Below are 13,816 nucleotides of genomic sequence, written 5' to 3' on the forward strand. Positions count from 1 at the left end.
TTTCTTATTATTGCGCTAATAGTTTATTCATGGTTTGAATAAATTTACTTGGATCGCTAAGCGAGCCTTTTTCAGCAAGTAAAGCTTGATCAAGCAATAATTCAACCCAATCGTTAAATGCGCTTTCATCTTGCGTATCGGCAATACGTTTAACCAATTTATGATCTGGATTTATTTCAAACGTGTATTTGATTTCCGGCGCTTTCTGACCTGCTGCTGCAAACAATTTAGCCATTTGCGTGCTCATTTCGTCAGCGGCAGTGGTGACAATTGCTGGTGTGTCGGTTAAGCGATGGGTTAATTTCACTTCTTTCACTTTATCGCCTAATACGGTTTTAACACGTTCAATAAATGGTTCAAGTTCTTTTTCGACTTGTTTTTGCTCTTCACTATCTTGATCAGCTAATTTTTCGATTGATTCGTCTGATTTACTAATAGATTGGAATTGTTTGCTATCAAATTCAGTTAAGTTACTCATCATCCATTCATCAACACGATCGGACAACAATAAGACTTCAATGCCTTTTTTACGGAATAGCTCAAGATGAGGACTATTTTTAGCGGCACCATAGCTGTCAGCGGTAATAAAGTAGATCTTTTCTTGACCTTCTTGCATACGGCTAATGTAATCCTCTAGTGACACAGTTTGTGCATCGCTATCAGTATGGGTTGATGCAAAACGAAGTAATTTAGCAATCGTTTCACGGTTAGCAAAGTCTTCGCCGGTACCTTCTTTTAATACTAAACCAAACTCACTCCAAAACTGTTGATATTGTTCTTTGTCGTCTTTGGCAAGTTTTTCTAGCATTTGTAACACACGTTTAGTACACGCATTACGCAAGTTTTGGGTAATTTTGTTATCTTGCAAAATTTCACGCGATACATTTAATGGCAGATCATTTGAATCAATCAGGCCTTTTACAAAACGTAAATAGTTTGGCATAAATTGTTCCGCATCATCCATAATAAATACGCGTTGCACATACAATTTTAAGCCATGTTTATTATCGCGATTCCACATATCCCAAGGTGCTTTTGCTGGGATATAAAGTAAGCTGGTATATTCTTGCTTACCTTCCACACGATTATGGCTCCAACTTAGTGGATCAGCAAAATCGTGTGACAGGTGTTTATAAAATTCTTTATATTCCTCGTCGGTCACTTCAGATTTGCTACGCGTCCACAGTGCTTGGGCTTTGTTGACTTTTTCCCATTTAACTTCTTTGCTTTCTTCGTCAGTGGTTTGCACTTCAACAGGAAGTGAAATGTGATCAGAATATTTGCTGATAATAGAACGCAAGCGCCAATCGTCTAAAAACTCTTTTTCGTCTTCTTTTAAGTGTAAAATGATTTCGGTACCGCGAGTTTCTTTATTATCGTCCGATATTGTATACTCGCCTTCACCTGATGATTCCCACATAACCGCTTCGTCAGCTTTTGCAGTGGCTGCGCGTGTTCTAACAGTGACTTTATCGGCAACAATAAAAGCAGAATAAAAACCTACGCCAAACTGACCAATTAATTGGCTGTCTTTGGCTTGATCGCTACCAATAGATTCTAAAAACGCCTTAGTACCAGATTTCGCAATAGTACCTAAGTTTTCAATCACTTCATCACGCGTCATACCAATACCGTTATCGGCAATCGTTAAAGTACCGGCTTCTTTATTGGTAGAAATACGCACACCAAGTTCACCATCACCAGCATATAGATCTGGATTTTCAAGAGCTTTAAAACGAAGTTTGTCGGCGGCATCAGATGCGTTAGAAATAAGCTCTCTTAAAAAAATTTCTTTATTTGAATATAAAGAGTGAATCATTAAATGTAGAATTTGTTTAACTTCGGATTGAAATCCACGAGTTTCAGTGCCTGCTTTGCTCATTGATTAGTACCTCAAATATAATTAATTAGCTCAAGTAACATAAAAGATAAAATAAGCGATATTTAAATTTGACCTTTTTGTTTAGGTGACGCTTTGTAAAATTATCTTTAACATTAATTAAGCATAAATAGCTTAATGGTTTGATTAATTGATGTATTGTTATATGGGAATAAAAAAATGAATTTCAAGGGATACAGAAATGAATTTTATCGCATAACTTTTGGTAAAAATTGAATTATGACCCCATCACTTTAGCAAAAATGGATATAGGAATAAATCGCTGTACTAAATTTAACCTAGCTGTCACCTATAAAAACTAGCACTTGTCATGTTAGGTTTAAATAAGAGTCAGTTTTATTTGTCAAAGTTTAATTCGTAACGATGATATTTTTGTATTCGGGTGTACTCTGACATTTGTTGTATGTTTTGATAATTTAATTTTCAATAAATTAATAGTTTTTATTAGGTTTAATAGCTTAGTGTAGCCATGATTTTTAACATTAAAATTAGGTTTAGTTTTCTTAATATAGCTACCAATTTGCCTTAGTGATGCCCAACCAAGGTCATTTTCTTTTTTAACTGAATTTTTAATAAAATAAATCAACTAGACATATTTTTCATTCCTCTAGAGCTTTACGTCCAGATATATTTGAAGTTTAGTTTTTTCAATTTTAATTAAATTTTCAAGATAAATATATTTATTACAAGCTTTTATTAATGATTCAGGGATCTTATTCAATCCAAAATCATAAACAGCGATACTATTTTCTCTTATGCAAGAAGCAAGTCTAGTAAAATCGCTGTCACTAGAGACAATACAAAAAATATTAAAGAGATTGCTATATAGTAAATCCATAGCATCAATGACAATAGCTATATCCTAGCATTGTTTCCTTTTGTGTAAGCAAACGGTTGAGTTGATGTAATGGAATGAGGTAATAATTGTTCTTTCCATTTATTATCATTTAGATGAGCTCCCATGACCCTATATGCGTTTAACACTAATGACTCTATATTTGGCTATTTCATCAGGTAAAGATCCTATAATATCAGAAGATATATTGTTCGTATCAATAAGCACAACTAATTTTGGGGCAATTTACTCATTTTAGTTATTTTTCCTATAAAATTTATATGTATATTCTAGTTATTGTTATAAATGCAAAGTAATACACATAGCCATTACCTTATGATGATTGTTTTAAATTTAAAAAAAAGCCTTGATAGTTCAAGGCTTTTTTGTGAAAAATAAATTTGTAATGGTCTTTTATACAAAACCGTAAACCAAAATTATGATAACCGCAACAGGAACAATGTAACGAGTTAATATAGTCCAAATGCTAAACCAGACCGAGCTTAAGTTTAGCTCTTGGCGAATTAGCTTTTGATTCATCATCCAAGCACCAAATACCACAGTACCTAATCCTGTAAGTGGTAACATGATTTTACTAGTCAGGTAATCAAGTAAATCAAAAATATTTTTACCAAATAGTTTGACTTCAGCCCATTCATTAAATGCTAATAAACAAGCAATACCTAAAGCCCAAATAACTAAACTACTTAAAATAGTAGCTGATTTTCTACCCAATGGTGTTTTTTCTTCTAATAATTCAACGGTTGGCTCAAGTAATGAAATTGAAGAGGTTAGCGCCGCAAAAGTTAGGAATATAAAGAATAAAACACCTAAAACAGTACCACCAGCCATATTACCAAAGGCAATAGGTAAAGTAACAAAAATAAGACCAGGACCTTCACCAGGTTGTAAACCATTAGCAAACACGAGAGGAAATATTGCCATGCCTGATAGCATTGCTACGATGACATCTAAGATGACCACAGTGCGCGCAGTAGATAATAGATTAACATCTTTACCAAGGTATGAACCATACGCCATCATAATACCCATACCTAAAGATAGGCTAAAGAACGCATGACCTAATGCCGCTAATACGGCAGTGCCATTAATTGCAGACCAATTTGGAGTGAATAAGAATTTAAAGGCTTCACCAAAAGATGGCCCACTCACATAGGCAGCATACCCAACTAATGCTAATAGTAATACCCCTAGACCAGGCATCATAATTTTACAGGCCCGTTCTAAACCGGCTCCCACCCCCATAGCAACGATAGATGCGGTGGCAAACATAAATACGGTGTGCCAAGTTAATAAATGGCTTACGTTACCAAGAAAGTTATCAAAAATTTGGCCTGTAACTTCACCATGAGCACCTTCGAAAGTACCTTGTGCGGCTAAAACAATGTAATCTGTCGCCCAACCACCAATAACACTATAAAATGACAGAATTAAAAATGAACCCACTACGCCAATGATACCTACCCAACGCCATGATTTAGAACGACCTTCAGAAACAGCTACATCCTCCATAGTATGAATTGGATTTTTTTGCCCACGACGACCAATTAACCATTCTAAAACTAAAATTGGCAAGCCAATAACAAACATAAAAAGTAAATAGGTAAGCACAAACGCAGAGCCGCCCATTTCACCGGCCATATATGGGAATTTCCAAATGTTACCCAAACCAACAGCAGACCCGGCTGCGGCAAGCATAAAACCCATGCGCGAGCTCCATTGTGAGTGACTTTTTTTCATAGTATCAGTACTCATTAATATTTTTCCTTTAATCTCAATTAGTTTAATTTAGCGTTGTGAAAAAAGTGTGCCTTTTATAAGTGAATTTTTAATCATGCCATGAAATAAGGCTATAAACAAGATTTCATTAGGTTATTAGTTATGTCTGTATAAAAATTTAGCGAGTAGTAATAAACTATATTCATTTTTAAGACAATTGTATTAATTTCTGAGCATATTAAATATTTTTAATATACCCAAAAGAAAAATAATTAAACGGCTAATCTTGTTTGATATGCCATTTTTAAAAGCAGAAAAGAATTATTAGAGCTATTTATTGATAATTACAAGCACATAGCATATAGTTGCTTTCAGCTTTTATTGATATTAAAGAGTTTCTATGTCACAAAATATCGACCAAAATGAAATCGACAAATTTTCACGACTTGCCGCCGATTGGTGGAATCCAAATGGCAAATGCAAACCATTACACATAATTAATCCACTACGTGTGGATTATGTAAAACAAAAATGCGGATCATTGACTAACAAAACCGTGCTTGATGTTGGCTGTGGTGGTGGTATTTTGTCTGAAAGTCTAGCAAAATTAGGAGCGAATGTTACCGCTATTGATCTTGCTGATGAATCGCTTGCCATTGCCAAAATACATGCCTCGCAAAATGGTCTTTCGATTGATTATCAAAAACAAACGGTTGAAGATCATGCACAACAACATCCATCCCAATATGATGTTATTACTTGCATGGAGTTATTAGAACATGTGCCTGATCCGTTTTCTGTCATACAAGCTTGCGCAAAATTGTTAAAACCTGGTGGAAAACTATTTTTATCGACTATTAACCGCAATCATAAGGCCAAATTGCTATTAATTTATGGAGCAGAATATATTGCACGGCTAGTGCCTAAAGGCACGCACGACTTTAATCGCTTTATTCGTCCGTCAGAATTGATGGTTTGGGTTGAGCAAGCAAAATTGGACGTGCAGGCTATTGTTGGTATGGAATATCATTTATTTAAAAATCAATTTAAATTAAGTTCAAATGTAGATGTAAATTATATATTAATGGCACAAAAATCAGATTTATTCTAAAAATGTGATCAAATTCTCAATTTAGATATTTTTCCCAGTATTTTTTTTTAAATCTTCTATAATTTTGCATGTTACCGATAACACGGATTATTTTATTTTAGAGGGATTATTTATGCCGTTAATAATAATTGCTATTGGTGTAGCATTGCTACTTATTTTGATGTTACCGCTTCGCGTCAATGGCTTTATTGCTCTTATTTTAGTTGCACTCAGTGTTGGTGTAATGGAAGGTATGCCGGTTATGGATGTCGTAAAGTCAATTAAAAATGGGGTAGGCGGCACACTCGGTAGTTTAGCCTTAATTATGGGCTTTGGGGCAATGTTAGGAAAACTATTAGCCGATTGTGGTGGAGCGCAACGTATCGCAACAACGCTTATTGAAACATTTGGTGATAAAAAAATTCAATGGGCTGTTACACTTACAGGTTTTATTGTTGGTTTTGCACTTTTTTATGAGGTAGGCTTTGTTTTATTATTACCATTAGTCTTAACCATCGCTGCCACGTTACGAATATCACCATTATATATTGGTATTCCTATGGCTGCCGCTTTATCTGTCACTCATGGATTTTTACCTCCACATCCAGGCCCAACCGCAATTGCCGAAATTTTTAAAGCCGATATGGGGCGAACCTTACTCTATGGTACTATCATTGGCATTCCGACGGTAATTTTAGCCGGACCTGTATTAACAAAATTACCATTTATTCGTGTAATTAATCATCCAATTGAAGAAGGTTTATATAACTCTAAAAAATTCACTGATGATCAAATGCCTAGCTTTGCTGTGAGTGTCTTTACTGCCTTAATTCCTGTTATTTTAATGTCGATTCGTGCAGTTTGCGATATGACTTTAGATAAAGGACATCCAGTATTACCTTATGTAGAATTTTTGGGCGATCCAGTCATTGCAACTTTAATTTCAGTGTTAGTCGCAGTATTTACCTTTGGGATTTTACGCGGTCGTTCCATGGCTGAAGTTAATTCAACTTTGGTTGATTCAATCAAAATTATCTCTATGATGCTATTAATTATTGGTGGTGGTGGTGCATTTAAGCAAGTACTTGTCGATAGTGGTGTCAAGGTTTACATTGAACAGATGATGCATTCGTCGAATGTATCGCCGATTGTCATGGCGTGGTTAATTGCTGCATTGCTGCGTTTAGCGCTTGGTTCTGCAACTGTGGCCGCATTGACAGCAGGTGGCATCGTGTTCCCTTTAATTGCTTCAACAGGGGTAAGCCCTGAACTTATGGTGATTGCAACAGGTGCCGGTAGTGTTGTGTTTTCACACGTAAATGATCCTGGCTTTTGGTTGTTTAAAGAATACTTCAACTTAAGTATTACTGAAACCATGAAATCATGGTCATTATTAGAAACAGTGATTTCAGTTTGTGGATTAGTAGGATGTTTAGTTATTAATATGTTTATTTAATAGAACTACTACTTCAGTACTTAATTTTTGCCTCATCAGTTTTCATTTAATTGGTGAGGTTCTTTCAATCTATCTTTATTTAATCTGAATTCATTTTATTGGCTATCTTTTCATTCGAATAAAAAAATAAATTCCACTAGCCTTTTGAGTTAAAAGTAAGTAGAATTCCTCGGCAATATTTTATCAACAATCCAACCAGTGGTGAATATTGTCATGTCTCGTATAGTTAAAGAAGCTCTCACGTTTGACGACGTGTTATTAGTCCCAGCTCAATCAACGGTATTACCGAACACAGCTGATATTCGTACTCAACTTACCCAAACAATTAAATTAAATATTCCAATGCTCTCAGCTGCAATGGATACAGTGACCGAATCTGAATTAGCCATCGCGCTAGCGCAAGAGGGTGGCATTGGTTTTATTCACAAAAATATGTCAATTGAAAGCCAAGCCAACCATGTAAGACGAGTTAAAAAGCACGAAAGCGGCATTGTACAAGATCCTGTATCAGTCTTACCAACCGCAACCCTACAACAAGTTACCGATCTAGCTAAAGAATATGGCTTTGCTGGTTTTCCGGTTGTGACTGAAACTCAAGAACTAGTTGGTATTATTACCGCACGCGATATCCGATTTGCAACTGACCTATCTTTACCTGTTACCGCTGTGATGACACCAAAAGAACGGTTAGTGACTGTAAATGAAGGTGAACAACGTGAAATCGTGCTGCAAAAAATGCATGAACACCGTGTTGAAAAAGTGCTCGTTGTTGATGCTCGATTCCACCTAAAAGGCATGATCACCGTTAAAGATTACAATAAAGCGGAACAAAAGCCTAATGCTTGTAAAGACGAAAAAGGGCGCTTGCGCGTGGGTGCCGCTGTTGGCGCAGCAGCAGGGAACGAAGAACGCATTGCTGCATTAGTTGAAGCGGGTGTTGATGTATTATTAATTGATTCATCACACGGCCATTCGCAAGGTGTGCTTGAACGTATTGGCCAAGCAAGAAATGCTTATCCTGATTTACAAATCATTGGCGGTAATGTAGCTACCAGTGAAGGCGCTAAAGCCCTTATTGATGCAGGCGTTAGCGCTGTTAAAGTGGGGATTGGTCCCGGTTCAATTTGTACAACACGCATTGTTACTGGCGTTGGTGTACCGCAAATTAGTGCTATTATGGACGCTGTTGAAGTGGCACAAAAACACAATATCCCTGTTATTGCAGATGGTGGAATTCGCTATTCAGGTGACATCGCCAAAGCTATCGCAGCAGGTGCTTCTTGTGTGATGGTTGGATCAATGTTTGCCGGTACGGAAGAAGCCCCAGGCGAAATTGAGCTATTCCAAGGTAGAGCGTATAAATCATATCGCGGAATGGGATCGCTTGGCGCAATGGCAAAAGGATCTTCTGATCGCTACTTCCAAACTGACAATGCTGCCGACAAACTTGTACCAGAAGGTATAGAAGGGCGCATTGCCTATAAAGGACCATTAAAAGAGATTGTTCACCAGCAGATGGGGGGATTAAGATCTTGCATGGGATTAACTGGCTGCGCAACAATTGATGAATTAAGAACTAAATCCAAATTTTATCGTATTACTGGTGCAGGAATGAAAGAAAGTCATGTACATGATGTACTAATTACCAAAGAGCCACCTAATTATAGAGCATGAGCTTAAAAAAGGGGGAATTTTCCCTTTTTTGATCTTCTCTTTCAGGAATTTTTATTTTTCATAAAAAAGAATAAAAACAAATAAAATCAATTGCTTTCCTGAACACTTTTTATAGAAAACACTCTAATTTTTTATGATGGTCAAATCTTATTTTAGGTGGGTAAGGTTTGAATGCTTGAGCTTTTGATGTAAAAATAGCTACAATTATCCTGCCGAATTCAGAGATTTTTTTGCAAAATCCCCTGATATCCGAAGCATAGCTTAGGAATGGAGTCTGAGACACCCTATTGGCTCTTTTTGATGCCCATTAGTTGAAACATAGCCACGCCAAATATTAATGCTTGACGTGGCTATGTATATTCAGTAACCCGAAAAGTAGGGTACTTTTATAGCAACCGCTTAATAATTCTATCCACTTTTATTCGACTAAGTCGTTTTATTAATTTATGGACTTGGCTTGGATAAAATTGGCTCGCTTGGATTTGTTGAAAGTGCGTAACCAAAGTGGTTTTTTGGCGAATAGTATTAAGTTCTTGGTTGAATTTGTTACTTAATTCTTGTTTTGGGTCGTGTATTAGTATACCGTTTTCAAGGTCAAGTCGCCATGCCCGTGGGTTTAGGTTGTTACCAGTTATAAGTACCCATTTATTATCTACCCAGATGCCTTTAAGGTGATAGGTTTGCTGTCCGTCCTTCCACAAGCGTATGATGAGTTGTTCTTTATCTATAAAGGATTGCAAGCGCTCAATAAAGCTTCTTAAGTTGATTTCGTATAAATAGGGTAGTCCACCTGATATATTAAAAGGTTGGTCTGGTGGAATATAAAAGTCGTTAGCTTCTTTGTCGCCAATAATAAGTTCGACTTGGCGTCCCTTGCGTAGTAGGCGAATAATATCGCGCACTAAAATGCTCGGCAAATTAAAGTAAGGTGTGCAAAAAGTGACTTTTTGTTCTGTTACGTTAATTAGGTTATGAATAATTTTATTTAATGCGTTATTGCGTCCAAGTCCCATAATTGGCGCAACCGATAAAGTTTGGTTGTTGGTATTGGCACTGTATTGATAGCTGGCATCCATTAAATGCTGGCGTAGGATTTTTATTTCGGATTTGATTTGTTTACGTGTTTTGTTTGTGCCGGTATTAAGCAGTTGGAGAGCTTGATATGATAAAAAGTGGTCGTGAATAAACTGCACCATGCTATCAGCTAATAACCTGTTAGTGATAAAGTGGTAACGGTCGTAACGATATTTATCATGTTTGTGTAAATAAACATTATTAATGCTGGCACCGCTGTAAATGACAGTGTCATCAATAATAAATCCTTTAAGATGTAATACGCCAAGCACTTCACGGCGATTAACTGGAACGCCATAAATGGGAATATCAATGTTGGGGTGTTGCTGTCTTAGTTGGTAATAATAATTGGCATTGGTATGGGCTTTGTCTTCCCCAATTCGTCCTCGCTGTGCACGGTGCCAATCAACAAATATTTTGATATCTAAATTTGGACGTTGTTGTTTTATTTGATACAGTTCATTAAGAATTTCTTGACCTGCTTCGTCTTGCTCCAAATAGAGCGCAACAATATAAATACGGTGCTGGGCTTTTTTTATACTTTCAATTAAAGCCAGTCGGTACGCTTTAGGATCATAGCAGATATGGTATTGTTCGGCATCTTGCTGAATTTTGGCTAATTCATCAAGATGCTTTTGATGATTATATTTTATAAATGGTATTCTCATGATTTATTTATCATTATAACTGGCAAGTTACTTTAAAATTTTGTTCTTCTAATGTAACATAAGTAAAGCCAGAAAAATAACACTCCTTTTAAATTATGTGCATTTTGACTAAGTTGCTTTAGCGTTAAGTGTGCTATTTAATTAAGTCATATTCCGCCGCTTACGCCTCTAGCAACTTGTTTATGCTTTATTATCTATGATGATAAATGGTTTAAGATTGTTCATCAACCCATGTTTGAATTATTTTATAAGTTAATGCTAGCACTACTGGACCAATAAATAATCCCATTATACCAAAACCCAGTAAACCACCAATTACGCCAAATAAGATGAGTAGAAACGGTAAGTTGGCGCCTTTTTTTATTAAGTAAGCTCGCATTACACTATCTAAAGTTGTTAAGATGATTGCAACAATAATTAATACGATACCAGCAATGGTGTTGCTTGTCCAAAATTGCCAAAAGCTAGATCCTAGCATAACAACCACTGGGCCAATTTGTGCCACACAGCAAATAAATAAGATTAAAGTTAACACCCCCGGTAGTGGCATATTGGTTAATATAAAACTTACCCCTCCTATTAAAGCTAAGGTGATGGCGGTAACCACAACACCAAGTGCCACTGCGCGAATGGATTGCCCTGCTAATGTAACGGTGATTGCGCCGTATTGTTTTGATAATCGGTTGGCTAATAAGTAGACGTACTTGGTGATATTTTCGCCTTTTAAAAATAAGAGTAGACTAAAAATAATCATCACTCCAGCATGAAAAATGAATATGCCAATGTTGGTAGCTTGGGCAAGTAGCCAGCCTATCATGGTGCCAATATAAGGTTGTATGCTCGAAACTAAATCAGAACCATCAGTTTGAATCAGATTTAACCATTTTTGGTGTAGTTCGGGGCCAAAAGCTGGTAGGCTGTCAAGCCACTCAAGCGTTGGTAGCTTTTGATGTGATAGTGTTTTTGCCCATTCAATAAGGTGATGACCATTTTGTGCTACCGAACTAATAATTAATATAAAAGGTATAATACAAACAAACGCTAATATTAGTGCCATTACCAGTACTGACAACCAGCGTTTGTTAAACATCTTTTGTTGAATTTTTATCATTAATGGCCAAGTGGCAATCACCACCATTACCGCCCAGAAGAATCCAAATAAGAAAACTTCAACAACACGATAGGTAATAATGATTAGCAACCCAATAATTAACAGGTTTAAAATAAGCTTAAGTAAATCTGTAGTGTTTTTTTCTACTGGCATTTTGGCACCATATTTATTAATCTAGATAGCGTTATTATACGCATTATCACTGAAAATTAATACGATGGTGCGATAGTGCTTATGATTAATTATTTTAATGGAGATTTCAAATGAAAAAATTACTGTTATTGGCATTATTAGGTGTGGCGTTAACGGCGTGTGCTAATTCACCGAAAATGAAACCTGTTACTCAAAATGCTAATGATACGGCACCATTTCCAAACGCTGAAGTTGGTTTTACGCGTTATGCTATTCATTTGCCAACTATTGCAAACGAAAACAATGCAAAAGTCGAAGTGATTATTGGTAAAGAGATGAATGTTGATTGCAATTTACAAAATTTAGGTGGTGTTGTTAAGCAAGAAGAGCTTAAAGGTTGGGGATACTCTTACTATGTCGTTGAAAAGACTATTGGTAATATTTCAACATTAATGGCTTGTCCTGAAGGTAAAAATAAAAATCAATTTGTGACAATTAACCATAATTTAGGGTTATTTAACTATAATAGTAGTTTGCCATTAGTTTTTTACGTGCCAAACGATTTGCAAGTTAAATATCGTGTTTGGCAACCAAAATCTAAAATCATGCAAGCCATAGCCGAATAATATACGTTCATTAATTGTTAATTGAGTGGCAACTATCTCTTGGGTGGTTAAAGTTTAACCACTCAATACTGAAACTTCCAATATTTGATTTTTTAAGTAGACATCTTTTAAAAAAAAGGTATTTTATCCCTCGTAATGCAAGGTTAGCTCTACTCGTTCATTTATTTTATTAATGACTTGTGATTGCCTTATTACCTCGGTTTCGCTGGGCGATTATGATATTGGTTATTTACATCATTGTTAGCATCGTCGATAGCAAAATTTGGGGGTCCGTTGTGTCTTTGCAATGGGCTTGTGTCTGACATGTAATATCCCTACAACTAGAGGAGAAGTGGTGAGCATGTTTACTCAACGTAAAACAATTCTTTCAATCGTGGCTGGTGTTTCACTAGCGTTATCTCAATCTGCTATTGCTAAAGATCGCGTTGTGCATTTTTACAATTGGGCTGGGCAAATCGGTTCTAATACTATTTCGGATTTTGAAAAATCAACTGGTATTAAACTGGTTTATGACGTTTATGATTCAAACGAAGCACTTGAAGGCAAATTAATGGCCGGTCATTCTGGCTTTGATGTGGTTTCACCTTCAGATAGTTTTTTAGCTAGACAGATTAAATCTGATATCTATCTTCCATTAGATAAAAGTAAATTACCTAACTGGAAAAACCTAGACCCAAATTTAATGAAATTAATGGAAACTCATGATCCTAATAATAAATATGCCATTCCTTATGTGTGGATGACAACAGGGATCGGTTATAACATTGATAAAGTTAAAGAGCGTTTAGGCGATAACGCGCCAGTGGATAGCTGGGATTTAGTGTTTAAACCTGAAAATATGGAAAAACTCAAAGATTGTGGTGTGGCATTTTTAGATGCGCCGACAGAAATCTTTGCTAGTGCACTTCAATATTTAGGTAAAGATCCAAATAGTTCCGATGCAAAGGATTATACAGGCACCGCTTATGAGTTGTTAGAAAAGGTTCGTCCAAATATTCGTTACTTCCATTCTTCACAATATATTACCGATTTAGCAAATGGTGATATTTGTGTGATTTTAGGTTGGTCAGGCGATATTTTACAATCACGTGATAGAGCAAATGAAGCGAAAAATGGTGTACATATTGGTTATCAAATTCCAAAAGAAGGCGCATTAGTTTTTTTTGATACCTTTGCTATTCCAAAAGATTCAGCAAACCCTGACGAAGCTCACGAGTTTTTAAATTTTGTGATGAAACCTGAAATTGCCGCACAAGTCACTAACGATGTGAAGTTTGCTAGCGCCAATAAAGAAGCTAACGATAACTTTGTAAGACCAGAAGTGAAGAACGATCCAGCGGTTTATCCAAACCCAGAAGTGATGAAAAAACTATTCACTTTAAAAGTTAAAGATCCTAAACTTGAACGTGTAATTACCCGTACATGGACAAAGCTCAAAACGGGTAAATAATCGATATTTTGTCTATCGAATATTAAGTGATAATCCAAGACGGAGAGGCTATTTAGTCTT

Annotated in this window: 11 protein-coding genes; 5 read left to right on the forward strand and 6 right to left on the reverse strand. The window is 36.1% G+C overall.

Going from position 1 to position 13,816, the window contains the following annotated elements; all coding sequences use genetic code 11:
* Nucleotides 1–7: 7 nt before the first annotated feature.
* From htpG to A9G23_RS02965, 4 genes are all read right to left on the reverse strand, one after another.
* Complete coding sequence (gene htpG, locus A9G23_RS02955; protein ID WP_065586203.1) at nucleotides 8–1,882, reverse strand: molecular chaperone HtpG; 1,875 nt, start codon at nucleotides 1,880–1,882, stop codon at nucleotides 8–10.
* Between the two features lie 361 nt (nucleotides 1,883–2,243).
* On the reverse strand, nucleotides 2,244–2,486 hold the full coding sequence (locus A9G23_RS11825) for an OST-HTH/LOTUS domain-containing protein (protein ID WP_218058765.1): 243 nt from the start codon (nucleotides 2,484–2,486) through the stop codon (nucleotides 2,244–2,246).
* 21 nt (nucleotides 2,487–2,507) lie between these two features.
* Complete coding sequence (locus A9G23_RS11830) at nucleotides 2,508–2,759, reverse strand: NYN domain-containing protein (protein WP_442899744.1); 252 nt, start codon at nucleotides 2,757–2,759, stop codon at nucleotides 2,508–2,510.
* 390 nt (nucleotides 2,760–3,149) lie between these two features.
* On the reverse strand, nucleotides 3,150–4,511 hold the full coding sequence (locus A9G23_RS02965) for a sodium-dependent transporter (protein WP_218058767.1): 1,362 nt from the start codon (nucleotides 4,509–4,511) through the stop codon (nucleotides 3,150–3,152).
* Between the two features lie 364 nt (nucleotides 4,512–4,875).
* Here A9G23_RS02965 and ubiG point away from each other — a divergent pair, with 364 nt between their 5' ends.
* The 3 genes from ubiG (at nucleotide 4,876) to guaB (ending at nucleotide 8,695) form a co-directional block, all read left to right on the forward strand.
* Nucleotides 4,876–5,586, forward strand: coding sequence for a bifunctional 2-polyprenyl-6-hydroxyphenol methylase/3-demethylubiquinol 3-O-methyltransferase UbiG (ubiG, locus tag A9G23_RS02970; RefSeq protein WP_065586204.1), 711 nt, complete (start codon nucleotides 4,876–4,878; stop codon nucleotides 5,584–5,586).
* A 94-nt stretch (nucleotides 5,587–5,680) separates the two neighbouring features.
* Entirely contained in the window at nucleotides 5,681–7,021 is a 1,341-nt protein-coding gene (gene gntT, locus A9G23_RS02975) for a gluconate transporter (RefSeq protein WP_442899761.1), read from the forward strand.
* A 213-nt stretch (nucleotides 7,022–7,234) separates the two neighbouring features.
* Nucleotides 7,235–8,695 (forward strand): IMP dehydrogenase, encoded by a 1,461-nt coding sequence (gene guaB / locus A9G23_RS02980; RefSeq protein ID WP_065586206.1) that lies wholly within the window; start codon nucleotides 7,235–7,237, stop codon nucleotides 8,693–8,695.
* A gap of 386 nt (nucleotides 8,696–9,081) precedes the next feature.
* Here the strand turns inward: guaB and pssA are convergent, their stop codons facing one another.
* Together pssA and ydiK are read right to left on the reverse strand one after the other, a co-directional pair.
* The gene (pssA, locus tag A9G23_RS02985; protein WP_065586207.1) at nucleotides 9,082–10,437 is read right to left on the reverse strand and encodes a CDP-diacylglycerol--serine O-phosphatidyltransferase; all 1,356 of its coding nucleotides are present in this window, start codon (nucleotides 10,435–10,437) and stop codon (nucleotides 9,082–9,084) included.
* A gap of 211 nt (nucleotides 10,438–10,648) precedes the next feature.
* On the reverse strand, nucleotides 10,649–11,701 hold the full coding sequence (gene ydiK, locus A9G23_RS02990) for an AI-2E family transporter YdiK (RefSeq protein WP_065586208.1): 1,053 nt from the start codon (nucleotides 11,699–11,701) through the stop codon (nucleotides 10,649–10,651).
* 110 nt (nucleotides 11,702–11,811) lie between these two features.
* Here ydiK and eco point away from each other — a divergent pair, with 110 nt between their 5' ends.
* Together eco and A9G23_RS03000 are read left to right on the forward strand one after the other, a co-directional pair.
* Nucleotides 11,812–12,306, forward strand: a complete 495-nt coding sequence (eco, locus tag A9G23_RS02995; RefSeq protein WP_065586209.1) for a serine protease inhibitor ecotin — start codon at nucleotides 11,812–11,814, stop codon at nucleotides 12,304–12,306.
* 340 nt (nucleotides 12,307–12,646) lie between these two features.
* Complete coding sequence (locus A9G23_RS03000; RefSeq protein ID WP_065586210.1) at nucleotides 12,647–13,756, forward strand: extracellular solute-binding protein; 1,110 nt, start codon at nucleotides 12,647–12,649, stop codon at nucleotides 13,754–13,756.
* The last annotated feature ends 60 nt before the right edge of the window (nucleotides 13,757–13,816 follow it).

This window comes from Gilliamella sp. App4-10, from assembly GCF_001690495.1.
In the GTDB taxonomy this organism is placed as follows: domain Bacteria; phylum Pseudomonadota; class Gammaproteobacteria; order Enterobacterales; family Orbaceae; genus Gilliamella; species Gilliamella apicola_G.